This window comes from Lysobacter enzymogenes, assembly GCF_023617245.1.
Classification (GTDB): Bacteria; Pseudomonadota; Gammaproteobacteria; order Xanthomonadales; family Xanthomonadaceae; genus Lysobacter; species Lysobacter yananisis.
In genome coordinates, this window is record NZ_CP067396.1 from 2,576,674 (window position 1) to 2,603,595 (window position 26,922).

Genomic DNA, 26,922 nt, shown 5'->3' on the forward strand with positions numbered 1-26,922 from the left:
CATGAGCGGCGTCGCCGAGATCAGCATCAAGCGGCCGATCACGACCATCATGCTGTTCGTGTCGATGTTCGTGATCGGCCTGATCGCGGCCGTGCGGCTGCCGTTGGAGTCGCTGCCGGACATTTCCGCGCCGTTCCTGTTCATCCAGCTGCCGTACGACGGCTCCACCCCGGAAGAGGTGGAACGCACGATCCTGCGCCCGGCCGAAGAGGCGCTGGCGACGATGACCGGGATCAAGAGCATGAACGGCAACGCGCGTTCGGACAGCGCGTCGATCTTCCTGCAGTTCAAGGACTGGGACCGCGACATCTCGATCGCCGCGTCCGACGCGCGCGAGCGCATCGACGCGATCATGGACGACCTGCCGGACGGTTTTCAGCGCTACTTCGTGTTCAAGTGGTCGTCCTCCGACGAGGCGGTGCTGCAGGTGCGCCTGGCCGGCGACATGGACCTGAGCCGCGAGTACGACCTGATCGACCGCGAGTTCAAGCGCCGGCTCGAACGCATTCCCGGCGTGGCCAAGGTCGAGATCGGCGGCGCCGCGCCGAACGAGGTCGAGATCGCGATCCTGCCCGACCGCCTGGTCGCCCACGGCGTCGATCTCAACACCCTGACCAAGAGCCTGCAGGCGCTGAATTTCTCCATTTCCGCCGGCGAGATCGAGGACGGCGGCCGCCGCCTGCGGGTGCAGCCGATCGGCCAGGTGGTCGACCTGGAGCAGTTCCGCAACGTCTCGATCAACAACAAGGGCCTGAAGCTGCGCGACATCGCCGACGTGCGGCTCAAGCCGGCGCGGCTGGACACCGGCCGGCGCCTGGACGGGCGCCCGGCGATCGGCCTGGACATCTTCAAGGAGCGCAGCGCCAACCTGGTCGAGGTCTCGCGCCTGGCCCTGGCCGAGGTCGAGGCGATCCGCGCGCAGCCGGCGCTGCGCAACATCGAGATCAAGGTCGTCTCCAACCAGGGCAAGGACGTCACCGATTCGCTGCTGGAGCTGGCCGAGGCCGGCGGCATCGGCTTGCTGCTGTCGGTCGCGGTGCTGTTCTTCTTCCTGCGCCACTGGCCGTCGACGCTGATGGTGACCCTGGCGATCCCGATCTGCTTCGTGATGACCCTGGGCTTCATGCACTTCTTCGGCGTGACCCTCAACGTGCTGTCGCTGATGGGCCTGCTGCTGGCGGTGGGCATGCTGGTCGACAACGCGGTGGTGGTGGTGGAGAGCATCTACCAGGAACGCGAGAAGATGCCCGACCAGCCCGAGCTGGCCTCGATCATCGGCACCCGCCACGTCGCCATCGCGCTGTCGGCCGGCACCTTGTGCCACTGCATCGTGTTCCTGCCCAACCTGCTCGGCGAGACCAACGACATCAGCATCTTCATGTCGCAGATCGCCATCACCATCTCGGTGTCGCTGCTGGCCTCGTGGCTGGTGGCGGTGAGCCTGATCCCGATGCTCTCGGCGCGGCTCAAGACCCCGCCGGCGGTGGCCAGCGACCGCGGCCTGATCCCGCGCCTGCAGCGCAGCTACGCGCGCTTCCTGCGCTGGACCCTGGAGCATCGCGGCCTCAGCGTCGCCGGCATCGTCCTCATCGTCGCCGTCAGCGTGGTGCCGATGGTGAAGACCAAGTACGACATGTTCGGCAACGAGGGCGGCAAGGAGGCCTTCATCGGCTACCACTGGAAGGGCAGCTACACCCGCCAGCAGATGTCCGACGAGATCCTCAAGATCGAGCAGTACCTGGAGCCGCGCCGCAAGCAGTACCACATCAAGCAGATCTACTCGTTCTTCAGCGAGGAGGGCGGCGGAGGCGGCGGCACCCGGCTGCAGTTCTTCGAGGACAAGGTCGACAACACCAAGGCGCTGCTGGACCGGCTGTCCAAGGACCTGCCCAAGTCGGCCAAGGCCGAGGTCACGGTGTCGGCCGGCGGCAATGGCGGCGGCGGTGGCGGCGGGGGCGGGCAGGACGGCAAGAACGTGCAGGTGCAGCTGGTTGGCGACTCGACCGAGACCCTGAGCGATCTGGCCGCCGACATCGTGCCGATCCTCTCGCGCCGCGCGGAGCTGCGCGACGTGCGGGTGGACATCGGCGATCGCAACACCGAGCTCAACGTGCGCGTGGACCGCGAGCGCGCGGCCTCGTTCGGTTTCAGCGTCGAGGAAGTCTCGCGCTTCGTCGGCCTGGCCCTGCGCGGCGCCCAGCTGCGCGACTTCCAGCGCGGCGAGACCGAGGTGCCGGTGTGGGCGCGCTTCGCCGGCGCGGAGAGCTACGGCATCGAGAACCTGTCCGAGTTCACCGTGCGTTCGCCCGACGGCCGCAGCGTGCCGCTGCTGGCGATGGTCGACGTCAGCGTGCGTCCGACCGCGAGCCAGATCAACCGCAACAACCGCCAGACCACGCTGACCATAGTCGCCGCGCTCAACGGCAAGGCGACCACGCCGGACGCGCGCAAGGCGATGGAGGAAACGCTCAAGGCCGTGGCGTTCCCGGCCGGCTACCACTACAGCTTCGACGGCAGCTCGTTCGAGCGCGACGACGACGCCGGCAAGCAGATGATGATCAATCTGGTGCTGGCGCTGGTGATGATCTACGTGGTGATGGCGGCGGTGTTCGAATCGCTGCTGTTCCCGGCGGCGATCATGAGCTGCGTGGTGTTTTCGATCTTCGGCGTGTTCTGGCTGTTCTGGCTGACCGGCAGCTCGTTCACGGTGATGGCCTTCATCGGCATCCTGGTGCTGATGGGCGTGGTGGTGAACAACGGCATCGTCATGGTCGAGCACATCAACAACCTGCGCCGGCGCGGGCTCAGCCGCAGCGAGGCGCTGATCGAGGGCAGCCGCGAACGCCTGCGCCCGATCATGATGACCATGGGCACGGCGATCCTGGCGATGATCCCGATCTCGCTGAGCGACACCGTGGTGCTCGGCGGCCTGGCCTATTCGCCGATGGCGCGCGCGGTGGCCGGCGGGCTGGCGTTCTCGACCGTGGTCAGCCTGTTGTTCCTGCCGACCATCTACGCCCTGCTCGACGACCTGCGTTCGGGCACCGCGGGGCTGGTGCGGCGCGCGCGCGGCGGCGCGGCGACGGGGGCGGCGACGGCGCAAGCCTGAGCCGCGGAAGTTGCGTTTAGCCCTGTAGGAGCGGCGCGAGCCGCGACCGCGGGCTCGCAAGGTTGCGCCGTAAGCGCGGTGTCGCGGTCGCGGCTCGCGCCGCTCCTGCAGGGCGCAACCGGTTTTCGCGTCGGGCCGCACGCATGCGAAAACGGCGCCGCATGACTGCGGCGCCGTTTTTCGCGAGGCGAGGACGCGGCGGGGCCCGCGCTTCGGGATTACCGACTCATCCGACCAATTTGCTGGCGATCCGGAACCCCGCCAGCCACACCCCGATGCCGGTGCCGATGTTGGTCAGCATGAAGTTCAGCACCACGCGCGCGACCCGGTTGCGGTACCAGCCGCCGACGGTCTGCGCATCGTCGCGCAGGGCCATGAAGTCGCGGTAGGCCGGTTTGCGCCGGTGCACCTCGACCAGCGCGCTGACCGCGCCGGCCGGCACGCCGGGCCGGAACGGCTTCAGCGGCGCGACCAGCGCCGCGGTGAGGATGCTCAACGGATGGCCGCCGGCGAGCAGGCAGCCCAGCGCCGCCAGGCCGCCGGTGTACATGACCCACTGCAGCAGCAGGTCGGTGCCCATCGCCGCGCCGCCCTTCCAGTAGCCCCAGGCGATGCCGGCCAGGATCAGCGTGGTGATCGCGATCATCACCCACGGCACCTTGCTCTTGGTCTTGACCTGCTCCAGCTCGGTGCGCTGCGCGACCGGGTCGCCCTGGTCTTCGCGCAGATGCCGGGCCAGGCCCTGCAGATGGCCGGCGCCGACCACCGCCAGCACCTCGCGCGACTCGCCCGCGCTCTCGCGCAGGCGCGCGGCCATGTAGCGGTCGCGCTCGGCGATCACGGTCTCGTAGAGCTGCGGGCTTTCCTTGGCGAACTCGCCGAAGCTCGATTCGAGCATGTCGCCCTGCTTGAGCTTCTCGATTTCGTCCTCGCCGACCTCGTCGGCGGCGAACAGGCTGGTGACCAGGCCGACGCCGAGCTTGGTCCGGCCCCAGAAGCCCAGCCGCTGCGAGGCGCGGCGGAAGGTCAGGCCGACCTCGCGGTCGATCAGGTGCACCGGCAGGTCGCGTTCGCGCGCCTCGGTCACCGCGCGCTTGAGTTCGGCGCCGGGTTCGATGCCGAGCTGTTCGGCCAGCCGGCGCTGGTACGCGGCCAGCGCGAGGTTGGCGGCGAACAGCGCGGTCTTGCCCGAGCGGATCACCTGGATCAGGTCCAGCCGCGCCAGCGCGTCCGGATCCGACAGCGCCTGCAGGCGCTGCGGATCGAGCTCGACCGCGACCGCATCGAAGCGGCCGCTGCCGACCGCGTCGCGCACCGCCTCGACGCTGGCCTGCGATACGTGCGCGGTGCCCAGCAGGGTGTAGCGGACCCCGTCGCGTTCGACGATGGCGTGCGGTTGGCCTTGCAGGCCGTCGGAGACGGGAAGCGGTTCGTTCATGCGGATGTTGGCGGCTCGCGGCAGCTGTGCCGGAGCACAGAAAGGCCCGCAGCATAGAGGCTGGGCCCGGTGCCCGGCAAACCCGCCGCGACGCTCGGGTGCGGGCCCGGCGCGGCACTATGGCGGTGTTGCTGGCGCTCGCCGTCGGGCCGGCCGGCGGCCGGGGTGCGGCGTTGGGCTGGGGCTTGCCGTGGGTGGCGGTCCGGCTGCGCGCAGGCGTCGAGCGGGCAGGGTTCGCGGACAGTGCCAGCACCTGTTTCAGCGCGGCGCGGCGGATTTCTCGCCCCAATGCTGCATCGTCGATCGCCCGCGCCAGCGATGCCTTGCGCTCGGACGCGTCGGCCGTTTCACCGATGAGGCGAACGGCCCGGCCGAAGCGGGAGGGGTGAGCTTCGGCCGGACCGGTTCGCGCTTGCCCGGAATCGATGGGTTCTTAAGGTCGGAACGGAAAGCGTCGGGCCTGAAGGCCCTCCCACATGGCTGGACCGGAAGGTCCTCCCACATAGCTGGACAGGAAGGCCCTCCCACGTGGCGGGGCCTGAAGGCCGTCCCCGGGGGGCTCAAGGCCGGCGCAGCTGTTGTGGGAGGGACTTCAGTCCCGACGCTTTCGGCTCAGGTCGCGACGATCCCGCAAGCCTCACGCCATCCCATACGGCAGGTTCTCGCTCGACACCACCTTGTCGCCGACCGCCTCGCCGCGCAGGAACCGCAGCGCCGCCCCGATCACCGCAGTGTCGTCGGCGATGCGGTTGTGCCCCAGCCCTTGCGTGGTCAGCAGCCGCGCGCCCGGCCAGTAGCGCGCGTAGCGCTCGCCCTCGGCCCACGGCACCTCGCGGTCGCCCAGGTCGTGCACGATCAGCGCCGGCCGGCCCATGCTCGGCGCGTTGCGGTGCGCCTGCTGCGAGTCGAAGCTGATGCCGATGCGCGCTTCGAAGTAGGCGAACATGCGCCGGCACAGGTCCTCGCCGACCCACAGGAAGCGGGCGAAGCGCTTGACCGCGGCGACCGGGTCGGCCGCCGGCGCGATCAGCACCGCGCGCTCGGCGCGCAGGCCGCGCGCCATCGCCAGCAGCGTCGCGGCGCCGCCGAGCGAATGCCCGATCACCGCCGCCGCCGGCCCGTAATGCGCGCCGACCGCCTGCAGGTGGCGGGTGAAGTCGGGCAGGGTGGCCAGCCGGCCCTCGCTGCGCCCGTGCGCGGGCTGGTCGAAGGCGACCACGGCATAGCCGGCCGCGCGCAGCGCCGGCAGCCAGCGCGCCACCCGGGTGCCGTGGCTGGACCAGCCGTGGGCGAACAGTACGTACGGCTGGCGCTGCGGCTCGCCCCAGACGTAGCAGGCGATGGCCTGGCCGTCCACGCGCAACACGTCCTCGCGCGCGTCGAAGGTCGGCGCGGCCAGCGCGCGGCGACGGGTCGAGGCGAACGGGGTGCAGAACAGCTCGGCGGCGCGGCGCATGGTCGCCTCCGGTGCGAGCCAGCCGCCTACGGCGAAGCCCAGGCGCAGCCCGTATAACTGGGTAACATGACGAACGGTCGTGCTAATTTTGGTGATAGCGCTGGGCATGGCGGGCCTCGTGGGAGAGGATCAGGCGGGAGGAAGGATCGGGCCAGGTAGGGCCGGCCCGGATAGGATCAGGCGGGAACCGGCGCGGCGGCGTAGGAGCGGATCAGCCGCTCGTAGGCGCGCAAGCCGCGGACCAGGGCGGCGTCGAAGCCGAACAGGCCGGCGTCGTGGTGGACCACCAGCGCCAGGCCGTAGATCTCGAACGCGAGTTGGGCGGTGTCGGTGTCGGACTCGAGTTCGCCGGTGTCGATCGCCAGCTGCACGGCGCGCCCGAGTTCCTGGTGCCAGCGCTTCTGCTGGTCGACCACGCTGTCGCGCAGGGAGCCGGGACGGTCGTCGTATTCGTTGACCGCGGCCAGCAACACGCAGCCGCCGTCGGTGTGGCGCGACCAGTCGAACCAGGCTTCGACGATCCCGCGCAGCCGCTGCAGCCCGCGCGGGCACTTCAGCGCCGGCAGCAGCACATAGCCGATGAAGCGCTCGCTGGCCTTGTCCAGCACCGCCAACTGCAGGTCTTCGCGCGAGCCGAAATGGGCGAACACGCCGCTCTTGGACATGCCCACCGCGGCCGCCAGCGGGCCGATCGACAGGCCTTCCAGGCCGGCCGAGCAGGCGATGCTGTAGGCCTGTTCGAGGATGGCTTCGCGGGTCGCGGCGCCTTTGTTGGTGGCGGTCAGGGAGGACATAGCGCGCAAATTAGCACGTCCGTTCGTTTTATTCGAACCGTTCGTCGGCCGGTCCGGGGCGCCGCTTCCTCCGGCCTGGGCCGGGGCGTCCGCCGGCGCCGCAATCGCGGCGTCCGGCACTGTCACCGTTGTGACCTAAAAACGCCGACGGCGGGGTTTCAAATTGTGTTTTCCCGGCGCAATGGGGACTTTGGCCTGACTTGCCCGGTGTTGCCTTTGCGGGGCCTGAAACAAAAGCGTCGGGCCTGAAGGCCCTCCCACAAGGCGATGGTGGGAGGGCCTTCAGGCCCGACGCTTCCGGTCAGGAAACTTCCAGGTCAGAAAACTTTTAAGTCAGAAACAGCGGAACCCGCCGGCGCTCACTTCAGCCCGGGCACGCCCGGGTCCGGTTCGCCGACATCGCCGTCGCCCAGCGGCAACACCATCTGCACGGTGTCCAGCCAGCGCCCGTGCTTGCGCCCCAGCCCCGGGAACACGCCGGCGAGCCTGAAGCCGAGCCGTTCGTGCAGGGCCACCGACGCGGCGTTGCTGCCGTCGCCGATCACCGCGACCATCTGCCGGAAGCCCAGCGCGGTGCAGTCGGCGATCAGCCGCCGCATCAACGCGCCGCCGATGCCGCGGCCATGGCTGGCCGGCTCGACATACACCGAGTTCTCCACCGTCCAGCGGTAGCCGATGCGGGTGCGGTAGGCGCTGGCGTAGGCGTAGCCGGCGAAGCGGGCCGCGCCGTCCTCGATGCGTTCGGCGACCAGATAGGGATAGCCGGCCTCGACGATCGCGCGCCAGCGCCGGCGCATCTCGGACCGGTCGGGCACGTCGTACTCGTACGTCGCCACGCCTTCGCGCACTTCCAGCGCATACAACGCGGCGATCGCATCCAGGTCGGACTCGACCGCCGCGCGCAGGCGCAGCGGCGGCGCGGCGGCGGCCATCAGTCGCGGTAACGCTTGAGCAGGTCGGCGTAGGCGTCGATGCGGCGGTCGCGCAGGAACGGCCAGATCCGCCGCACGTGCTCGCTGCGCTGCAGGTCGACTTCGGCCATGAGGATCTCCGGCTCCATCGTCTTGGCCTCGGCCAGGTACTCGCCCTGCGGGCCGAGCACGTGGCTGGAGCCCCAGAACTGGATGCCCGACGCGCCCGCGGTATTTTCCGACGCCAGGGGCGAGGGTTCGAAGCCGACGCGGTTGACGCTCAGCACCGGCAGCCCGTTGGCGACCGCGTGGCCGCGGTGGCTGAGGATCCAGGCATTGCGCTGGCGGTCCTTCTCGTCCTGGGCGTCGCTCGGGTCCCAGCCGATCGCGGTCGGGTACAGCAGCAGTTCGGCGCCGGCCAGCGCCATCAGCCGCGCGCCTTCGGGATACCACTGGTCCCAGCACACCAGCACGCCGAGGCGGCCGACCGAGGTCTGGATCGGCTCGAAGCCGATGTCGCCCGGAGTGAAGTAGAACTTCTCGTAGAAGCCCGGATCGTCGGGGATGTGCATCTTGCGGTACTTGCCGGCGATGGCGCCGTCGGTCTCGTAGACCACCGCGGTGTTGTGGTACAGGCCAGGCGCGCGGCGCTCGAACAGCGAGCTGACCAGGACGATGCCGTGCTGTTTGGCCAGCGCGCCCAGGCGCTCGGTGCTGGGGCCGGGGATCGGTTCGGCCAGATCGAACTCCTGCACCGATTCGTGCTGGCAGAAATACGGGCCGTTGTGCAGTTCCTGCAGCAGCACCAGCTTGGCGCCCTGCTTGGCGGCTTCGCCGACGCGCTGCTCGATGTTGGCGAGGTTGGCCTCGCGCGAGCCGTGGTCGCGGTCCTGGATCAGGGCGACGGGGAGGGTGTTCTTCTTCATCGGGAGCGCGGTCCGGCGGTGGGGCGGAGGCCCATTGTAGGAAATACGCGATGACGCGGAGCGTCGCGGCGGTAGGGGCGCGGGGCTGGGTTGGGATCGCGGCTGGAACTGAGCTGGAGTCGGTGCCGAAGCCGGAGCCGAAAGCCGGAGCCGAAGCCGGGGCCGGGGCCGGGGCCGAAGCCGGGGCCGGAGCTGAGTCCGAAACCGGTGCTGGAACTGGGTGCGGCGAGCGCGTTACCAGTTCGATCGCTCCCCCAACCGTCATTCCGGCGAAAGCCGGAACCCATTTTGATTTTTGCTTTTCCCGCCGGCAGGGCAAAGGCGACAGCAAAATCAAAATGGGGTCGGGCATTCGCCGGAATGACGGAGGTTCAGGAGGCGGCGAACCTGGGCGGCACGGGAACTCAGCGGCGCAGCATTCAGGGGCGCAACGACTCAGGATCGCTGTGATTCGGAGCCGCGACGAATTAGCCCGCGCGAACGCAACAGCGAACACGCCGCGGAGCGCAAGCCGCGCTCCGCGGTATGCGGCGAGGCTTACGCCACCACGCCCCGGGGCAATTGCATGGTCACGCAATGCAGGCTGCCGTTCTGCCAGATCAGCGGCCGGCACGGCACCGCGACGATCTCGCGGTCCGGGAACGCCTGCGCCAGCACCGCCTGCGCGGCGTCGTCGGCGGCATCGCCGTAAGCCGGCATCAGCACCGCGCCGTCGACGATCAGGAAGTTGGCGTAGCTGGCCGCCAGCCGGCGGTCTTCGTCGATGATCGGCTTCGCCCACGGCAACTCGAACAAGCGGTATGGCTGGCCGTCGCGGGTGCGCAGCGCGGCCAGTTCGGCGCCCATCGCCTGCAGTTCGGCGTAGTGCGAATCGGACGGATCGTCGCAACCCTGGTAGACGATGGCGTCGACCGCGGCGAAGCGGGCCAGGGTGTCGATGTGGGCGTCGGTGTCGTCGCCTTCGAGGTAGCCGTGGTCGAGCCACAGCACGCGCTCCTGGCGCAGCCACGCCGACAGCTTGGCGGTGATCTCGTCGCGGCTCAGGGTCGGGTGGCGTTCGTGCAGGCAGCGCCAGGTGGTCAGCAGGGTGCCGGCGCCGTCGGTTTCGATGCCGCCGCCTTCCAGGGCGAAATCGATGCTCTCGCGCTCGCTGTCCGCGAACACGCCCTGCTCATGCAGGCGCTCGACCAGCAGGTCGTCCTGGCTGGCGTCGAACTTGCCGCCCCAGCCGGTGAAGCGGAAGTCGAGCAGGCGAAACCCATCGCGCTCACCGCCGTCCTCGCGCTTGAGCGTGATCGGGCCGGAATCGCGCAGCCAGGTGTCGTCGTAGGGCGCGTCGATGAAGCGCACCCGGCTCATGTCGATCCGGGCCGAGGACAGGCGCGCGCGGGCGTAGGCCTGGACGTCGTCGTCGGCCACGCAGATCAGCGCCGGCTGGAAGCGGGTAATGGCCGCGACCAGGGCGATGTAGGTCTCCTCGACCTCGCCCAGGCGGTCGGCCCAGTCGGTGTCGGCGTTCGGCCACGCGATCAGGACCGCGGACTGGGGTTCCCACTCCGCGGGGAAGCGCAATGCGTTGTTGGTCATAACCTCAAAGGATAGGCGGTTTCGGCCCGATTTCGCCGGTGCCGGCCTTGTTCGCCACCACGTCGATCACCCGGCTCTTCTCGAAGTACACGGTGAAGGCCGGATACACCCAGCGGTTGATCTGCGGCCACGCCTTCTTCTGGCCGCCGCGCGAATCCAGGCGCTGGGCCGGCTCGCCGTAGCGCGCCTTGACCTGGTCCATGCTCTGGCCGCGCACCGGCAGGGCCGCCTTGCCTTCTTCCTGCACGCGCTGGATCAGCAGGGTATCGGCGGACGCGGTACCGGACAGGGCCAGCAGGGCGAGCAGGGGTGCAACGGCAACGCGCAGCTTCATGGCGAATTCACCTGGGCAAAGGACGCGGGATTCTAGGCACAAGGTGACGTTCAGCGGCAGGGTGCGGGCGTCACGGTTTGGCGAAACAAGGCCGGCCCGGACGGTGAAGCGGGGCCGGTGGAGGGGATGAGAACGAAGAAAGCCGCCTTGCGGCGGCTTTCGACTTGAACCTCAAGCGGCGGGCCGTGGCCCGCGGCTGCGGATCAGCGCTGACGCGCCTTGAAACGCGGGTTCGACTTGCAGATCACGAAGACCTTGCCGCGGCGGCGAACGACTTTGCAGTCGCGGTGGCGGGCCTTCGCCGACTTCAGAGAGGACAGGACCTTCATGACAGATCTCGGCTGGTTGAGTGGATGGGATGGGTGTGAAAAAGCTAGCCCGCGATTCTAGCGGACAAAATGCCGTCCGATCAAGTGGTTGCATGCCCGGGCGCGAAATCCGGCCGCGCCGGGGGCGCGGCGTGCCGGTTCCGCCGCCGGTTTGGCGCCGATCCGTCGCCGGCCGGCGTCCGCCGCGGGGTCGGCGAGGGCGGCCACGGGACCGCTGCGCGCGCCGCGGCCGCATAATGCGGCGCATGAATAGCGCATCTTCCCAGAACCCCCACGTCCCCGTCCTCACCATCGACGGCCCCTCCGGCTCCGGCAAGGGCACCATCAGCCGCCTGGTCGCGCAGCGCCTGGGCTGGCATTACCTGGATTCGGGCGCCCTGTACCGCGCGGTCGGCGTCGCCGCCGGCTGGGCCGACCTCGACCTCGCCGACCCGGCCGCCCTGGTCCGCTGCGCCTTCGACACCCACATCGGCTTCCGCGACGACGCGTCCGGCGAACTGCGGGTGCTGGTCAACGACGTCGACGCCACAGACGAGCTGCGCACCGAGACCGCCGGCGCCGCCGCCTCGGCCATCGCCGCGATTCCCGAGGTCCGGGCCGCGCTCAAGGACCGCCAGCGCGCATTCAGGCAGGAACCCGGGCTGGTCGCCGACGGCCGCGACATGGGCACGGTCATCTTCCCGGACGCCCAATACAAGGTGTTCCTGACCGCCAGCGCCGAGGAACGCGCGGAAAGGCGCTATAAGCAGTTGAAGGACAAGGGGGTTTCGGTTACTTTAGACGGTCTGCTGCGGGAGATTCTCGCCCGCGACGCCCGTGACGCCCAGCGCGCGGTGGCTCCCTTGCGCCCGGCCGACGACGCCGTCCGCATCGACACCACCGGTCTTGGAATCGACACGGTAGTCGAACAGGTGCTGGCTTTGCTGCCCGCGCGCTGAACGGCGCGGCGCGACGAAACCTCCGCGGCGGAACGCTGTAAACGAAGAAGCCCCGGCGCAGTCCCGCGCCGGATCAACCACAACACATGATGCAGTTCCATCGCATCACATAACGGGTGGGTCGACCACGTTCTGCTTGCGTTGCCACGACGGCAACGATGTCAAACGGTGCGGCCCGTGTGTTCAACCGAGTAATCAAATCCAATGACCGAATCATTTGCCGAACTGTTCGAACAGAGCCAGCAGTACCTGGCCAAGCTGAAGCCGGGCGCCATCGTCACCGGCGTCGTCGTGGAAGTCCGCGGCGACGTGGTGGTGATCAACGCCGGCCTGAAGTCCGAAGGCATCGTGCCGATCGAACAGTTCCGTAACGACGCCGGCGAAATCGACGTCGCCGAGGGCGACGAAGTCAAGGTCGCGCTCGACTCCATCGAGAATGGCTTCGGCGAAACCGTGCTCTCGCGCGAGAAGGCCAAGCGCGCGATGGTGTGGGACGAACTCGAGCAGGCGCTCGAGAAGAACGAGACCATCACCGGCCGCATCAGCGGCAAGGTGAAGGGCGGCTTCACCGTCGACATCAAGGACGTCCGCGGCTTCCTGCCCGGTTCGCTGGTCGACGTGCGTCCGGTGCGCGACTCGGCGTACCTGGAAGGCAAGGAGCTCGAGTTCAAGCTCATCAAGCTCGACCGCAAGCGCAACAACATCGTCGTCTCCCGCCGCGCGGTGGTCGAGAGCGAGTACAGCGTCGAGCGCGAGCAGCTGATGGAGAAGCTGCAGGAAGGCGCGATCCTCAAGGGCGTGGTCAAGAACCTCACCGACTACGGCGCGTTCGTCGACCTCGGCGGCATCGACGGCCTGCTGCACATCACCGACATGGCGTGGAAGCGCGTGCGTCACCCGTCGGAAGTCGTGGAAGTCGGCCAGGAGCTCGACGTCCGCGTGCTCAAGTACGACCGCGAGCGCAACCGCGTCAGCCTCGGCCTCAAGCAGCTGGGCGAGGATCCGTGGGACAACATCGCCCGCCGCTACCCGGCCAACACCCGCGTGTTCGGCAAGGTCAGCAACGTCACCGATTACGGCGCGTTCGTCGAGATCGAGCCGGGCGTCGAAGGCCTGGTCCACGTGTCCGAAATGGACTGGACCAACAAGAACGTCAACCCGTCCAAGATCGTGCAGGTCGGCGATGAAGTTCAGGTCATGGTGCTCGACGTCGATGAAGAGCGTCGCCGCATCTCGCTGGGCATGAAGCAGGTCACCTCGAACCCGTGGGAGACCTTCGCGGCCATCCACAAGAAGGGCGACAAGGTCGAAGGCCAGATCAAGTCGATCACCGACTTCGGCATCTTCATCGGCCTGGACGGCGGCATCGACGGCCTGGTCCACCTGTCCGACATCAGCTGGAACACCACCGGCGAAGACGTGGTCCGCAACTACAAGAAGGGCGACACGCTGGAAGCCGTCGTCCTGGCCGTGGATCCGGAGCGCGAGCGCATCAGCCTGGGCGTCAAGCAGCTGGAGCAGGACCCGATGGGTCAGTACGTCGCTTCCAACGCCAAGGGCTCGATCGTCAAGGGCGTGGTGAAGGAAGTCGACGCCAAGGGCGCCGTGATCGAGCTCGCCGATGGTATCGAAGGCTACGTCGCCGCGCGCGACATCGCCAAGGAGCGCGTCGAAGACGCTTCCACGTACCTCAAGGTCGGCCAGGAAGTCGAGGCCAAGATCATCGGCACCGACCGCAAGGGCCGCAGCATGCAGCTGTCGATCAAGGCCAAGGACGAAGCCGACCAGCAGGAAGCCATGGCGGACTACAACCGTCACGCCGGCGACGCTGCCAGCGGCACGACCAGCCTCGGCGCGCTGCTGCGCGAGCGCCTGAGCGGCAAGTCCGAGTAATCGCTTCATCGCGGTATCGCCGCCGCCCCGGTTCGCCGGGGCGGCGGTCATCCTCCGCGGCGCTGCTCGCCGGCGCCGTCGGACGATGGGCAAGACCGGGGCCGACCCGGCTTGCGACGCAAGACGCTCCACTGCGACACGCTTCACCGCACCATCGGTTCCACGAATCATTCGTTGTCGCGTCCCGCAGGCCGGAACGCGGCGGCGGGCCCGGCGGGCCGGCATGGCCGGACGCGTCAGGGCCAGCGGCAGGGGATCGCGCGCGGCGCGAGGCCGCATCTTCACCAAAGACCTTTGCATAAGGCCAGGCAACACTGCGCATGACCAAGTCCGAGCTCATCGAGATCCTTTCCCAACGTCAGGCCCACCTCAAGGGCGACGACGTGGATCTGGCGGTGAAAGCCTTGTTGGAAATGATGGGCGGGGCCCTGTCGGCCGGCGAGCGGATCGAGATCCGCGGCTTCGGCAGCTTCTCCCTGCACTACCGTCCGCCGCGCCTGGGCCGCAATCCCAAGACCGGCGAATCGGTCGCATTGCCCGGCAAGCACGTGCCGCACTTCAAGCCCGGCAAGGAATTGCGCGAGCGCGTCAGCGGCGTGACGCCGCTGGACGAAGAAGGCTGAGGCCGCCGCAGCCGTCCACGGCCGCCGCGGCGCGCCGTGCGCGCGGCGCCTGGCCGATCCGCCGGCGGCGGGCGAGGGCGCGGGCCTTCGCGACCGCCCAGGGCCGCGAGCCGTCGCCTCTACGCGGCCCTGCGTCGCGTCGGCTACTCTTTAGCCTGCCGCACGCGTCGCGCGTACACGAACCCCGGGAGTCCTCATGCGCCTGATCCGCGTACTCATCGCTGTGCTGTGCCTGGCCGCCGGAGCGGTCCTGGGCGCGCTCAACCGCCAGAGCGTCAGCATCGACCTGGGCTTCGGCTTCGTCCCGGCGACCTCGCTGGGCATCGTCCTGATCGTGTCGCTGCTGGCCGGCGCGCTGATCGGCGGGCTGGCGATCAGCGCCAGCGTGGTGCTGCCGCTGCGCCGCCGCCTCGCCCGCGCCGAGCGCGGCCGCGCCGACTCCGGTGCCGGCTTGCCGGCGGTCACCACGGTCGAGAACTGAGCGCATGGAATTCATCAGTCAGTGGTTCTGGTTCTTCCTGTTGCTGCCGATCGCGGCGCTCAGCGGCTGGGTGATCGGCCGCCGCGGTGGCGAGCGCCACAGCGACAACCAGGTCAGTCACCTCTCCACCACGTATTTCCGCGGCCTCAACTACCTGCTCAACGAGCAGCCGGACAAGGCCATCGAGCTGTTCTTGCACATCGCCGAACTCGACAAGGACACCTTCGAGACCCAGGTCGCGCTGGGCCACCTGTTCCGCCGCCGCGGCGAGGTCGACCGCGCCATCCGCCTGCACCAGGCGTTGGTGCAGCGCCCGGGCCTGAGCGACCAGCAGAAGGTGCAGGCGCTGCTGGCGCTGGGCGAGGACTACATGCGTTCGGGCCTGCTCGACCGCGCCGAGACCGTCTTCAGCGATCTGGTCGCGCTGGACATGCGCGCGCCGCTGGCGCTGCGCCACCTGATCGGCATCTACCAGGCCGAGCGCGACTGGGGCAAGGCGATCGAGAACGCGCAGCGCTTCGAGGCCGCCACCGGCGAGCCGATGGGCAAGCTGATCGCCCAGTTCGAATGCGAGCTGGCCGACCGCCACCGCGCCGCCGGCGACGCCCAGGGCGCGCGCGAGGCGGTCAAGCGCGCCTACGAGGCCGACGCCAACTCGGTGCGCGCGGGCATGCTCGAAGGCCGGATCGAAGTGGAGGCGGGCAACGACACCGCGGCGATCCGCGCGTTCGAGCGCGTCGCCCGCGCCGATCCCGACTACCTGCCCGAAGTGCTGCCGGCGCTGCTGAGCTGCTATGAGCGCAACGGCGACCCGACCGGCGCGCGCGCGTTCCTGGCCGAGATGTGCGAGCACTACCGCGGCATCTCGCCGGTGCTGGCGCTGACCCGCATGGTCGAGGCCGAGGACGGCGTGCCGGCCGCGCGCGCCTACCTCGCGCGCCAGCTCAAGGACCGCCCGTCGGTGCGCGGCGAAGCGGCGCTGATCGACCTGACCCTGGCCGAGGGCGCCGATCCGCTGGCGACCCTGCACGACCTCAAGCACATCACCGACCAGTTGCTGGTGCGCAACCCGAGCTACCGCTGCAACCGCTGCGGCTTCGGCGCGCGCAGCCACCACTGGCAATGCCCGAGCTGCAAGGAGTGGGGCACGGTCAAGCCGCTGCTCAACTACGCGGTGGTCTGAGCGATGTGGGCGTGGCTCGCCATCCATGCCGCGCTGGCCGCGGCCGGTACCTGGCTGGCGCGCGCTTACGCGCTGCGCAGCCGCCTGATCGACCAGCCCGGCGAGCGCCGCAGCCATAGCGTGGCGACGCCGCGCGGCGGCGGCATCGCCATCGTGATCGCGCTGCTGGTGGCGACCGTGTCGCTGGGGCTGAAGTTTCCCGCCTACGCGTCGCTGGCCCTGGCCTTCGGCCTGGGCCTGGCGGCGATCGCGGCGATCGGCTGGGTCGACGACCACCGCCCGCTGTCGCCGTGGCTGCGCCTGGCCGTGCACATCCTCGCCGCGGCGCTGCTGGCAGCGGCGGTCTGGCATGCGCGCGGCGATCCGTGGCTGGCCCTGGCCGCGTTCGCGTTCGCGGTCGGGCTGACCAACGTGTGGAACTTCATGGACGGCATCAATGGCCTGGCCGCCTCGCAGGCGGCCCTGGTCGCGCTGGCCCTGGCCGGGTTCGGCGGTCCGGTCTGGAGCTGGCTGGCGCTGGCCCTGCTGGCCGCCTGCGCCGGATTCCTGCCGTTCAACTTCCCGCGCGCGCGGATCTTCATGGGCGACGTCGGCAGCGGCGCGATCGGCTACGCCGTCGCAGGCCTCGGCGCCCTGGCCGCGACCGCCCAGGCCGAGCCGGCGCGGGCGCTGGTCCTGCTGATCCCGCTGGCCGCATTCATGGTCGATTCCAGCCTGACCCTGCTGCGCCGGGTGCGCCGCGGCGAGCGCTGGTGGACCCCGCACACCCAGCACGCCTACCAGGTCTGGGCGCGCCGCGTCGGCCATGTCCGGGTCACCCTCGCTTATGCGATTTTCACGCTGCTGTCCTTAGCCTCGCTGCACCTTGTGACCGAAGTCCGGATCGGTTTCATGCTGTGTATGGGGGCCGGATGGTATATATCCGCCGCTTTTTTGTGGTGGCTGATCCAACGGACCGAGCGGTCCGCGCCGTGAGCGGCGGGGTCGGCGGGCGCGACCGACCGACTCAAGATTTTCCCAAAGATTTACAGGCGAGGCAGGAATGAGCTCATTGCGTGATCGACTCAAGAGCGGACTGCCGCGTCTGGCCGTGGTCGCGCACGATCTCGCGATGGTCTGGCTGGTCTGGCAGGCGCTGCACAAGCTGCGCTTCGGCGTGATCGCGCAGCCGCCGCCGCTGCCGCTGTGGTCGACCGAGATCGCCCTGGTGCTGGCCGCGCAGGGCCTGGTGTTCTGGCAGGTCGGCCTGTACCGCGGGCTGTGGCGCTTCGCCGGCGTGCCCGACCTTTGGAACATCTTCAAGGCCTGCATGCTCGGCCTGTTCGCGATCGTGCTCGGGCTGTTCCTCTACAACCGCGTCGACCAGGTGCCGCGCACGGTGCTGGTGCTGTATCCGCTGGTGCTGATGGGCATGCTCGGCGCGCCGCGCCTGCTTTATCGCGCGTGGAAGGACAGCCGCATCGACAGCGCCAACGCGGTGTCGGTGCGGATCCTGATCCTCGGCGCCGGCCGCGCCGGCGAAGCGCTGGTGCGCGACCTGCGTCGCTTCGGCACCTATCACCCGATCGGTTTCCTCGACGACGCCGTGCGCCTGCGCGGCAGCAAGGTCCAGGGCGTGCCGGTGCTGGGCAAGGTCGAGGACGTGGCCGACATCGCGCGCGAGACCGCGGCCAAGCTGCTGGTGATCGCGATGCCGTCGGCCGACGCCAACGCGATGCAGCGCATCGTCATGGCCTGCGAGCGCACCGGGCTGCCGTTCCGCATGGTCCCGCGCCTGCAGGACGTGCTCGAAGGCCGCTCGCTGCCGGGCGAACTGAAGGAAGTCGCGATCGAGGATTTGCTCGGGCGCAAGCCGGTGTTGCCGGACTGGAAGGCGATCCGCGGCTGGCTCGGCGGACGTTCGGTGCTGGTCACCGGCGCCGGCGGCTCGATCGGTTCGGAACTGGTGCGCCAGTGCGCGCGCCACGGCGCCGGCCGCATCGCCCTGATCGAGATCGACGAACTGGCCCTGGTCACCACCGAGACCGCGCTGCGCCGCGACTTCCCCGACGTCGAGTTCATCCCGGTGCTGGGCGACTGCGGCGACCGCGCGGTGATCGAATACGCGCTCAAGCTGTCCGAGCCCGACGCCGCCTTCCACGCCGCCGCCTACAAGCAGGTGCCGCTGCTGGAAGCGCAACTGCGCGAGGCGGTGCGCAACAACGTGCTGTCGACCGAGACCGTCGCGCGCGCGTGCCGCGCCGCCGGCGTCGGCACCTTCGTTTTGATCTCCACCGACAAGGCGGTCGATCCGGTCAACGTGCTCGGCGCGACCAAGCGCTTGGCCGAGATGACCTGCCAGGCTCTGGCCGACCAGCGCAAGACCCGCTTCGTCACCGTGCGCTTCGGCAACGTGCTCGATTCGGCCGGCAGCGTGGTGCCGCTGTTCCGCGAACAGATCCGCGCCGGCGGCCCGGTCACCGTGACCGATCCGGAAGTGACCCGCTTCTTCATGACCATCCCGGAGGCCTGCCAGCTGATCCTGCAGGCGTCGGCGATCGGCACCCATGAGGCCATCTACACCCTCGACATGGGCGAGCCGGTGCCGATCCGGCTGCTGGCCGAGCAGATGATCCGCCTGGCCGGCAAGCAGCCGGGCCGCGACGTGGCCATCGTCTACACCGGCCTGCGCCCGGGCGAGAAGCTGCACGAGACCTTGTTCCACGCCGACGAGCGCTACCGCCCGACCGTGCATCCCAAGATCCTGCAGGCCGAGCCGCGCGACGTGTCCGCCGCGTCGCTGGAGCACTCGCTGCAACAGCTGCGCGAGGCCTCGGTGCGCTACGACCGCGAAGCCCTCAACGCCTTGCTGCGCGTCGCGGTTCCGGAGTTCCAACCGATCGGTGAACATCCGGATTACAAGGAATCGGCTACCGTGGTGGCCTTTCCCGCCCGCAACGCCAGGAAGATTTGATGCCTGCACGCATCCGCAAGGCCGTATTTCCCGTCGCCGGCCTCGGCACCCGTTTCCTCCCCGCGACCAAGACCGTGCCCAAGGAGATGCTGCCGATCATCGATCGGCCGCTGATCCAGTACGCGGTCGACGAGGCCATCGAGGCGGGTTGCGACACGCTGGTGTTCATCACCAACCGCTACAAGCACGCGGTCGCCGATTACTTCGACAAGGCCTACGAGCTCGAGCACAAGCTCGAACGCTCGGGCAAGACCGAGCAGCTGGAGCTGATCCGCAACGTGCTGCCGCCGGGCGTGCGCGCGGTGTTCGTGACCCAGGCCGAAGCGCTGGGCCTGGGCCACGCGGTGCTGTGCGCCAAGGACGTGATCGGCAACGAGCCCTTCGCCGTGCTGCTGCCCGACGACCTGATCTGGAACCGCGGCGGCGCCGGCGCGCTCAAGCAGATGGCCGACGCGTCCGCCGCCAGCGGCGCCAGCACCATCGCCGTGCAGGACGTGCCGCGCGAGCAGACCGGCAGCTACGGCATCGTCGCGACCTCGAACTTCGACGCGCGCCAGGGCCGCATCACCGCCATCGTCGAGAAGCCCAAGCCCGAGGTGGCGCCGAGCAATCTCGCCGTGGTCGGCCGCTACGTGCTCAATCCGCGCATCTTCGAACTGCTGGAGAACACCACGCCGGGCGCCGGCGGCGAAATCCAGCTGACCGACGCGATCGCCACGCTGTTGCAGCAGGAAGCGGTCAACGCCTATCGCTTCCAGGGCACGCGCTTCGACTGCGGCACCCACATCGGGCTGATCGAGGCGACCATCCGCTACGCGCTCGACCACGAGAAGCTCAGCGACTCGGCGCGGCAGATGATGCAGAGCGCGCTCAACGAACTCGGCGTCGAAGATCTGGCCTGAGTTTTCGGTGGCCGGTTCGCCGGCCACCAGGTTCGGCGCGATATAGGGCCGCCGGTCCGCGAGGATCGGCGGCCTTTTCGTTTGCGCCGGTTTGCCGGGCCGGCCTGCCATCTGCTTCGTTGCGCTCGGCAGCTCTCAGCTCAACGCTTCTGAAGTCCCCCGGTCGGCGATTACCCCAACCACGCCCACACCGCCAGCGCCGCCGCCACGCAGGCCGCGGCCGCGTAGTGCGCCGCGCGGCCGGCGCGCTGGGTGCGCGATGCCCAGGTGACCGCGGCGTCGCCGCGCAGCACGCGCACGTCGCGGTAGGTCTTGCAGTCGCGCGGCGGGAAGCGCCGCTGTTCGCCGGCTGCGCGGCCGAGCCGGCGCAGGCCGCGGCCCCACAGCCACAACGGCGCGGTCGGCGCCAGCGCCAGTCCGGCCAGCGCGCGCCGCAGCCAGCGCCGCGCTTGCGCCGCGTCGGCGATGGCGACGTGGGCCTGCACGGCCTGCAGCCAGCCGTGCAACTGCCACAGCGCCAGCGCGCAGCCGGCGGCCATGGCCAGCAGCAGCCACAGGCTGCGTCTGCGGTAGGCTAGGTCGGCACGGTGGATTTCCATCGTCAGGGTCGAACTCATCCTCGGTCGAACGGCCGCGCGGTTCCGCGAACCGGCGCGGCGCGCGTTCGCCGCCATCAAAGCGCCGCGGGCCGTCCATGTCCATACTCGCCGACCACTACTACCGTGCCAGCCTCGACGCCGACCGCGCCTGGCCGGCGCTGGAGGAATCGACGCGCGCGCGGGTATGCGTGATCGGCGGCGGTTTCGCCGGGCTCAACACCGCGCTCGGGCTGGCCGAGCGCGGCGTCGGCGAGGTCGTGCTGCTGGAGGCGCAGCGGGTCGGCTATGGCGCGTCGGGGCGCAACGGCGGTTTCGTTTTCGGCGGTTTTTCGCGCGGCGAAGACGCGCTGCTGCGCGAGCTCGGGCCGCAGCGGGCGAGGGCGCTGTACCAGGGCACGCTCGACGCGGTCGAACTGATCCGCGCGCGCATCCGCCGCTACGGCATCGACTGCGACGCCACCGAGGCCGGGGCGATCTGGGCCAACTGGTTCGCCGACCCCGAGGTGTTGCGCGCGCGCCAGCGCCTGCTGGCCGAACACTTCGGCGTGGAGTGGCAATGGTGGCCGCGCGAGCGCTTGCGCGAACGCGTGCGCAGCCACCGCTACCACGACGCCCTGTTCGAACCGCAGGCCTTCCACTTCCACCCGCTCAAGTACGCCCAGGGCATCGCCGCGCAGGCGCAGGCGCTGGGCGTGCGCGTGCACGAGGGCTCGCCCGCGCTGGCGCTGGAGCGCGACGGCGAGGGCTGGCGGGTGCGCAGCGAGCGCGGCGAGGTGCGCGCCGAGCAGGTGGTGCTGGCCTGCGGCGGTTACCTGGCCGGACTGCGGCGCGAGGTCGACGCGGCGGTGATGCCGATCGCGACCTACGTCATGGTCACCCAGCCGCTCGGCGAACTGCTCGACGGCGCGTTGCAGACCCGCGCGGCGATCTACGACAGCCGTTTCGCCTTCGACTACTATCGGCCCCTGCGCGACGGCCGCTTGCTGTGGGGCGGGCGCATCTCGGTGCGCGACCGTTCGCCGCGGCAGGTGCAGCAAGTTTTGTACCGCGACCTGTTGCGGGTGTTTCCGCAGTTGGCGGGCGTGCGCATCGACTACGCGTGGTCGGGCCTGATGAGTTACGCCCGCCACCAGATGCCGCAGGTCGGTCGCATCGGCGAGGGCCTGTGGCTGGCCCAGGCCTTCGGCGGCCACGGCGTCGCGCCGACCACCTTCGCCGGCGAACTGCTGGCCGCGGCCATCGCCGAGGGCGACGAACGCTGGCGGGAGTTGTCCGGCTATGGCGTGGTCAGCGCGTTCAAGCCGGCCGGATTGGTCGCCGCGCAAGCGAGCTACGCCTGGGCGCAGTTCAAGGATTGGTTCAAGGACAAGAGCGAGAGACGCGATCGATGAGCGAGAACGAACACGGCGCCGCCCCGGCGCACGAGCCGATCACCTGGGGCGATTTCGAGAAAGTGGCGATCTGCGCCGGCACGGTGGTGCAGGTCGAGGAGTTTCCGCAGGCGCGCAAGCCGGCGTGGAAGCTGTGGGTCGACTTCGGCCCGTACGGGGTGCGCAAGACCAGCGCGCAGATCCGCCAGCTGTACTCGGCCGAGCAATTGGTCGGGCGGCAGATCGTCGGGGTGATCAATTTTCCGCCCAAGCAGATCGGTCCGTTCGTGTCGGAGTTCCTGCTGACCGGATTCCCGACCGACGAGGGCGTGGTGGTGACGGCGATCGAGCGGCCGGTACCGAACGGGACGCGGTTGGCCTGAGGTGGGCGGCCGCGACGGGGCAGGGACGGGCGGTCTCGCGGAGGCGAGGGCGGTCGGTGGTTGCGGCGCAGTCGTGGTGTCGCGGTCGCGGCTTGCGCTGCTCCTACAAGGGGCTGGCCGTGGCGACGTTGTCGGCTGTAGGAGCGGCGCAAGCCGCGACCACGAAACCATGCCTACGACGCCGCCAAACCGCACCTTCATTAAGTAAATTTAATCCGCCAAACACACCTTCAAGCACAGCTCGGCGCTAGCATCCCTTTGCGATCCACCATTTGGTCGTCTTCCAGGGAGTCTCGCCATGCGTCGCACGCTCGCCGTTTCGCTCGCTTCCGTCCTGCTGTCCCTGAGCCTGGGCGCGTTCGCCGCGCCGCAAGCCGCGCCCGCCGCGCAGCCGACCGCCGCGGCCAAGTCGGCGCCGGCGACGATGCCCGCGGCCAAACCCGCGCCCGCGCCTGCCGCTGCGGCCGCGCCCGCCAAGGCCGCTCCGGCCAAGGCCGCGACCGAGCGCTGCCGCGACGGCAAGGGCAAGTTCATCGCCTGCGCCAAGAAGGCCGAGGCCACGCGCTGCCGCGACGCCAAGGGCAAGTTCACCGCCTGCCCGAAGTGAGTCCCGCCGGCGCGCGGCGACCCTAGCGCCGCGCGCCGGGCGTCTCCCGGCCGTCGCGGCGCGGCGGCCGCACCCTCATCGCTTTCGTCGTTCGCGCGCGCCTGTCTTGTGGGTGGCGTCGCGCGGCCCCCGGCGCGCGGCCTAGCACGGCGCTGGGGTTTTTGTTTTCGTGTTTGCGAGCGCTCCCCGGTAGGAGCGGCGCGAGCCGCGAGCGCGCCAATGCAACTACGACGGAGGCTTGCTGCGCTTTCGTTTTTGCGGCCATGGCGGCTTTATCGCCGCGCCACGGTTTTCGTCGCCGTTGCGTTGGCGCGGTCGCGGCTTGCGCCGCTCCTACAGGTAGTTTCCGAGGCAACAAAAAACCCCGGGGAATCCCGGGGTTTTTCGTATCGCGAAACGGCGGGCGCTTACAGCGCTTCGAAAATCCCCGCCGCGCCCATGCCGGTGCCGATGCACATCGTCACCATGCCGTACTTCTGCTTGCGCCGCTGCAGGCCGTGCACGATGGTCGCGGTGCGGATCGCGCCGGTGGCGCCGAGCGGGTGGCCGAGCGCGATCGCGCCGCCGAGCGGATTGACCTTGGACGGGTCGAGTTCGCTGTCGCGGATCACCGCCAGCGCCTGTGCGGCGAAGGCTTCGTTGAGCTCGATCCAGTCGAGCTGGTCCTTGCTCAGGCCGGCCTGCTTGAGCGCCTTCGGGATCGCGGCGATCGGGCCGATGCCCATCACTTCCGGGCGCACGCCGGCGACCGAGAAGCTGACGAAGCGCGCCAGCGGGGTCAGGCCGTAGTCCTTCACCGCCTGGCCCGAGGCCAGCAGGATCGCCGCGGCGCCGTCGCTCATCTGCGAGCTGTTGCCGGCGGTGACGGTGCCGCCGAACTGGGCGTTGCGGAACACCGGCTTGAGCCGGGCCAGGCCTTCGATCGACGTATCGGCGCGCGGGCCTTCGTCGTTCTCGACCAAGAGCTGGCGCAGCTTGATCGCGTTCGACGACAGGTCCGGCACGTGCGAGATCACATCATACGGGGTGATCTCGCTGCGGAACTCGCCGGCGGCCTGCGCGGCCAGCGCCTTGAGGTGCGAGGCCGCGGCGAATTCGTCCTGCTGCTCGCGCGAGACCTTCCACTCCTCGGCGACCTTCTCGGCGGTGATGCCCATTCCGTAGGCGATGGCGACGTGGTCGTCCTTGAACACCGACGGCGACAGCGCGACCTTGTTGCCCATCATCGGCACCATCGACATCGACTCGGTGCCGCCGGCCAGGACCAAGTCGGCGTTGCCGAGGCGGATCTCGTTGGCGGCCAGCGCCACGGCCTGCAGGCCGGACGAGCAGAAGCGGTTGACGGTCTGCGCGGCGACGGTATCGGGCAGGCCGGCCAGCAGCACGCCGATGCGCGCCACGTTCATGCCTTGCTCGCCCTCGGGCATGGCGCAGCCGATGATGGCGTCGTCGATGCGGCCCAGGTCGATGCCCGGCGCCTGCGCGACCACGGCCTTGAGCACGTGGGCGAGCATGTCGTCGGGACGGGTGTTGCGGAACACGCCGCGCGGGGCCTTGCCGACCGGGGTGCGGGTGGCGGCGACGATGTAGGCGTCTTGGATTTGCTTGGTCATCTCGATAAGTCCTATGTCGTCGTCGGCTTAGTTGCGCAGCGGCTTGCCGGTCTTGAGCATGTGCGCGATCCGCTCCTGGGTCTTGGGCATCTGCGCCAGGGCCACGAAGTGCTCGCGCTCGAGCTTGAGCAGCCATTCCTCGTCGACCAGCGCGCCGCGGTCGACTTCGCCGCCGCAGATCACGGTGGCGATGCGGCTGGCGATCTCGTAGTCGTGCGGGGAGATGAAGCGGCCTTCGAGCATGTTCACCAACAGCATCTTGAAGGTGGCGATGCCGACGTCGCCGGCGGCCTGGATGCGCCGCGCCGGCAGCGGCGGGCGGTAGCCGGCCTCGGCCAGGCCGCGCGCCTGCGCCTTGGCCGCGTGCAGCAGCTCGAACGCGTTGAACACCACCACGTCGTCGTTGCGGGCGAGCTTGAGCTCGCGCACTTCGAACGCCGAGGTCGCGACCTTGCCCATCGCCACGCTTTCGAACGCGGTCTTCAGGTGGGCGAACACGTCGCCGCCCGGACCGGCCGCGTCGGACGCGCGCACCGCCAGTTCCTTGAGCCCGCCGCCGGCCGGCAGCAGGCCGACGCCGGCCTCGACCAGGCCGACGTAGCTTTCCAGCGCGAACACCGCGCGCGCCGAATGCATCTGGAACTCGCAGCCGCCGCCGAGCGCGAGCCCGCGCACCGCCGCGACCACCGGCACCAGCGAGTACTTGATGCGCTGGCTGGTGGCCTGGAAGTTGGCGACCATCGCCTCGAAGCCCTTGATGTCGCCGGCCTGCAGCAGGCCGAGCGCGCCGGACAGGTCGGCGCCGGCCGAGAACGGCTCCTTCGGCTGCCAGATCACCACGCCCTTGAACTTCTTCTCGGCGATGCCGATGGCTTCCTGGATGCCGTTGAGCACGTGGTCGTTGACCGTGTGCATCTTGGTCTTGAAGCTGATGACCGCGACGTCGTCGCCTTCATCGGCCCACAGGCGGATGCCGTCGTTCTCGAACACGGTCTGGCCCTGCGAGAACTTCTCGCCGAGCAGGGCATCGGGGAAGCGCTGGCGCGCGTACACAGGGTTGGACGAGCGCGGCACCTGCCCGCCGCGGCCCGGGCTGTAGCTGCCCTTGCCGTCGTGCACGCCCTCGCGCCCGTCGAACACCCAGTTCGGCAGCGGCGCGCTGGCCATGGCCTTGCCGGCGACGATGTCCTCGGCGATCCAGTCGGCGACCTGCTTCCAGCCGGCGGCCTGCCAGGTCTCGAACGGGCCCAGCGACCAGCCGTAGCCCCAGCGCATCGCGAAGTCGACGTCGCGCGCGGTGTCGGCGATGGATTCCAGGTGGTAGGCGCTGTAGTGGAAGGTGTCGCGGAACGCCGCCCACAGGAACTGCGCCTGCGGATGGCTGCTGGCGCGCAGCGCGGCGAACTTCTTGGCCGGGTCCTTTTCCTTCAGCATCGCCGCGACTTCGGGATCGAGCTCGCCGGCGGAGACGCGGTAGTCCTGCGCCTTGAGGTCCAGCACCAGGATGTCCTTGCCCTTCTTGGTGTAGAAGCCGGCGCCAGCCTTCTGCCCGAGCGCGCCCTTCTCGACCAGCGCGCTGAGCCACTTCGGCGCCTTGAAGTACTGGTGCCAGGGGTCGTCGGGCAGGGTGTCGGCCATGGTCTTGATGACGTGGGCCATCGTGTCCAGGCCGACCACGTCGGCGGTGCGGTAGGTCGCCGACTTCGGCCGGCCGATCGCCGGACCGGTCAGCGCGTCGACCGCGTCGAAGCCGAGGCCGAACTGTTCGGTGTGGTGCATCGCGGCGAGCATCGAGAACACGCCGATGCGGTTGCCGATGAAGTTCGGGGTGTCCTTGGCGATCACCACGCCCTTGCCGAGGGTGGTGGTCAGGAAGGTCTCGAGGCCCTCCAGCACCGCCGCGTCGGTGGTCTTGGCCGGGATCAGCTCGGCCAGGTGCATGTAGCGCGGCGGGTTGAAGAAGTGCACGCCGAGGAAGCGGTGGCGCAGCTGCTCCGGCAGCACCTCGGCGAGCTTGTTGATGCCCAGGCCGGAGGTGTTGGAGGCCAGCACCGCGTGCTCGGGCACGTAGTCGGCGATCTTCTTGTACAGGTCCTGCTTCCAGTCCATGCGTTCGGCGATGGCTTCGATCACCAGGTCGCAGCCGCGCAGCTGTTCCAGGCCGGTGTCGTAGTTGGCCGCGGTCAGGCGCTCGGCCAGGGCCTTGCTGGCCAGCGGCGCCGGGCTCAGCTTGGCCAGGTTGGCGATGGCCTTGTTGACGATGCCGTTGGGGTCGCCGTCTTTGGCGGCCAGGTCGAACAGGACCGTGTCGACGCCGGCGTTGGTCAGGTGCGCGGCGATCTGGGCGCCCATGACGCCGGCCCCGAGGACCGCGGCGCGACGGACTAGCAATTGGTTGGACATCGTCTACAACTCCTTGAAGGAATAGAGATTCGCGAGCGGGCTGGGGTCAGTGCGCTGCACGAAGCGGCTTCAGGTAACGCGGGAATGGTG

Annotated in this window: 24 protein-coding genes; 13 read left to right on the top strand and 11 right to left on the bottom strand. The window is 69.5% G+C overall.

The annotated features are described in order from the left end of the window. Position 1: 1 nt before the first annotated feature. Positions 2 to 3,109, top strand: a complete 3,108-nt coding sequence (locus tag JHW41_RS10815) for an efflux RND transporter permease subunit (protein WP_250449899.1) — start codon at positions 2 to 4, stop codon at positions 3,107 to 3,109. 226 nt (positions 3,110 to 3,335) lie between these two features. On the opposite strand, the gene JHW41_RS10820 is transcribed toward JHW41_RS10815, so the two are convergent. Beyond that, positions 3,336 to 4,547, bottom strand: coding sequence for a TraB/GumN family protein (locus JHW41_RS10820; RefSeq protein ID WP_057947924.1), 1,212 nt, complete (start codon positions 4,545 to 4,547; stop codon positions 3,336 to 3,338). A 119-nt stretch (positions 4,548 to 4,666) separates the two neighbouring features. On the opposite strand from JHW41_RS10820, the gene JHW41_RS10825 reads away from it, so the two are divergent. Further along, complete coding sequence (locus tag JHW41_RS10825) at positions 4,667 to 4,936, top strand: hypothetical protein (protein WP_250449900.1); 270 nt, start codon at positions 4,667 to 4,669, stop codon at positions 4,934 to 4,936. A gap of 248 nt (positions 4,937 to 5,184) precedes the next feature. Here the strand turns inward: JHW41_RS10825 and JHW41_RS10830 are convergent, their stop codons facing one another. The 7 genes from JHW41_RS10830 to ykgO all read right to left on the bottom strand — a co-directional run bounded on the left by JHW41_RS10830 (position 5,185) and on the right by ykgO (position 10,884). Next, a complete protein-coding gene (locus JHW41_RS10830; protein ID WP_250449901.1) occupies positions 5,185 to 6,003 on the bottom strand; it encodes an alpha/beta hydrolase in 819 nt (272 codons plus the stop codon). A gap of 176 nt (positions 6,004 to 6,179) precedes the next feature. Further along, entirely contained in the window at positions 6,180 to 6,797 is a 618-nt protein-coding gene (locus tag JHW41_RS10835; protein ID WP_057947922.1) for a TetR/AcrR family transcriptional regulator, read from the bottom strand. A gap of 359 nt (positions 6,798 to 7,156) precedes the next feature. Further along, positions 7,157 to 7,729: a GNAT family N-acetyltransferase gene (locus JHW41_RS10840; protein WP_250449902.1), complete on the bottom strand. Its 573-nt coding sequence runs from the start codon at positions 7,727 to 7,729 to the stop codon at positions 7,157 to 7,159. Further along, entirely contained in the window at positions 7,729 to 8,634 is a 906-nt protein-coding gene (locus tag JHW41_RS10845) for a carbon-nitrogen hydrolase (protein ID WP_250449903.1), read from the bottom strand. The genes JHW41_RS10840 and JHW41_RS10845 overlap by 1 nt, the downstream gene beginning before the upstream one ends. 537 nt (positions 8,635 to 9,171) lie before the next feature. After that, a complete protein-coding gene (locus tag JHW41_RS10850) occupies positions 9,172 to 10,221 on the bottom strand; it encodes an agmatine deiminase family protein (protein WP_250449904.1) in 1,050 nt (349 codons plus the stop codon). Between the two features lie 4 nt (positions 10,222 to 10,225). Continuing rightward, entirely contained in the window at positions 10,226 to 10,555 is a 330-nt protein-coding gene (locus JHW41_RS10855; RefSeq protein ID WP_057947918.1) for a hypothetical protein, read from the bottom strand. Between the two features lie 203 nt (positions 10,556 to 10,758). Next, positions 10,759 to 10,884 carry a type B 50S ribosomal protein L36 gene (ykgO, locus tag JHW41_RS10860; RefSeq protein WP_010342887.1) on the bottom strand — a complete coding sequence of 42 codons (126 nt, stop codon included), beginning with the start codon at positions 10,882 to 10,884 and terminating at the stop codon, positions 10,759 to 10,761. A gap of 245 nt (positions 10,885 to 11,129) precedes the next feature. Here ykgO and cmk point away from each other — a divergent pair, with 245 nt between their 5' ends. The 8 genes from cmk to galU all read left to right on the top strand — a co-directional run bounded on the left by cmk (position 11,130) and on the right by galU (position 19,857). Continuing rightward, on the top strand, positions 11,130 to 11,822 hold the full coding sequence (cmk, locus tag JHW41_RS10865; protein WP_057947917.1) for a (d)CMP kinase: 693 nt from the start codon (positions 11,130 to 11,132) through the stop codon (positions 11,820 to 11,822). A gap of 204 nt (positions 11,823 to 12,026) precedes the next feature. Then, entirely contained in the window at positions 12,027 to 13,715 is a 1,689-nt protein-coding gene (rpsA, locus tag JHW41_RS10870; RefSeq protein WP_057947916.1) for a 30S ribosomal protein S1, read from the top strand. A gap of 320 nt (positions 13,716 to 14,035) precedes the next feature. Further along, positions 14,036 to 14,338, top strand: coding sequence for an integration host factor subunit beta (locus JHW41_RS10875; RefSeq protein WP_057947915.1), 303 nt, complete (start codon positions 14,036 to 14,038; stop codon positions 14,336 to 14,338). Positions 14,339 to 14,534: 196 nt separating this feature from the next. Next, a complete protein-coding gene (locus tag JHW41_RS10880; protein ID WP_057947914.1) occupies positions 14,535 to 14,819 on the top strand; it encodes a LapA family protein in 285 nt (94 codons plus the stop codon). Between the two features lie 4 nt (positions 14,820 to 14,823). After that, the gene (gene lapB, locus JHW41_RS10885) at positions 14,824 to 16,002 is read left to right on the top strand and encodes a lipopolysaccharide assembly protein LapB (RefSeq protein WP_057947913.1); all 1,179 of its coding nucleotides are present in this window, start codon (positions 14,824 to 14,826) and stop codon (positions 16,000 to 16,002) included. Positions 16,003 to 16,005: 3 nt separating this feature from the next. Further along, on the top strand, positions 16,006 to 16,977 hold the full coding sequence (locus tag JHW41_RS10890; RefSeq protein ID WP_250449905.1) for a lipopolysaccharide biosynthesis protein: 972 nt from the start codon (positions 16,006 to 16,008) through the stop codon (positions 16,975 to 16,977). A 67-nt stretch (positions 16,978 to 17,044) separates the two neighbouring features. Then, positions 17,045 to 18,955 (top strand): polysaccharide biosynthesis protein, encoded by a 1,911-nt coding sequence (locus JHW41_RS10895; protein WP_057947911.1) that lies wholly within the window; start codon positions 17,045 to 17,047, stop codon positions 18,953 to 18,955. Next, on the top strand, positions 18,955 to 19,857 hold the full coding sequence (gene galU / locus JHW41_RS10900) for a UTP--glucose-1-phosphate uridylyltransferase GalU (RefSeq protein WP_078995787.1): 903 nt from the start codon (positions 18,955 to 18,957) through the stop codon (positions 19,855 to 19,857). The genes JHW41_RS10895 and galU overlap by 1 nt, the downstream gene beginning before the upstream one ends. Before the next feature lie 170 nt (positions 19,858 to 20,027). Here the strand turns inward: galU and JHW41_RS10905 are convergent, their stop codons facing one another. Further along, entirely contained in the window at positions 20,028 to 20,474 is a 447-nt protein-coding gene (locus JHW41_RS10905; RefSeq protein ID WP_250449906.1) for a hypothetical protein, read from the bottom strand. 77 nt (positions 20,475 to 20,551) lie between these two features. On the opposite strand from JHW41_RS10905, the gene JHW41_RS10910 reads away from it, so the two are divergent. The 3 genes from JHW41_RS10910 to JHW41_RS10920 all read left to right on the top strand — a co-directional run bounded on the left by JHW41_RS10910 (position 20,552) and on the right by JHW41_RS10920 (position 22,816). Beyond that, a complete protein-coding gene (locus tag JHW41_RS10910; RefSeq protein ID WP_250449907.1) occupies positions 20,552 to 21,847 on the top strand; it encodes an NAD(P)/FAD-dependent oxidoreductase in 1,296 nt (431 codons plus the stop codon). After that, a complete protein-coding gene (locus JHW41_RS10915; RefSeq protein WP_078995784.1) occupies positions 21,844 to 22,209 on the top strand; it encodes a tRNA-binding protein in 366 nt (121 codons plus the stop codon). Before JHW41_RS10910 ends, JHW41_RS10915 begins: the two co-directional genes overlap by 4 nt. 298 nt (positions 22,210 to 22,507) lie before the next feature. Then, entirely contained in the window at positions 22,508 to 22,816 is a 309-nt protein-coding gene (locus JHW41_RS10920; protein WP_250449908.1) for a hypothetical protein, read from the top strand. A gap of 407 nt (positions 22,817 to 23,223) precedes the next feature. On the opposite strand, the gene JHW41_RS10925 is transcribed toward JHW41_RS10920, so the two are convergent. Then, complete coding sequence (locus tag JHW41_RS10925; RefSeq protein WP_250449909.1) at positions 23,224 to 24,429, bottom strand: acetyl-CoA C-acyltransferase; 1,206 nt, start codon at positions 24,427 to 24,429, stop codon at positions 23,224 to 23,226. Positions 24,430 to 24,456: 27 nt separating this feature from the next. After that, the gene (locus JHW41_RS10930) at positions 24,457 to 26,832 is read right to left on the bottom strand and encodes a 3-hydroxyacyl-CoA dehydrogenase/enoyl-CoA hydratase family protein (RefSeq protein WP_250449910.1); all 2,376 of its coding nucleotides are present in this window, start codon (positions 26,830 to 26,832) and stop codon (positions 24,457 to 24,459) included. Positions 26,833 to 26,922: the final 90 nt, after the last annotated feature.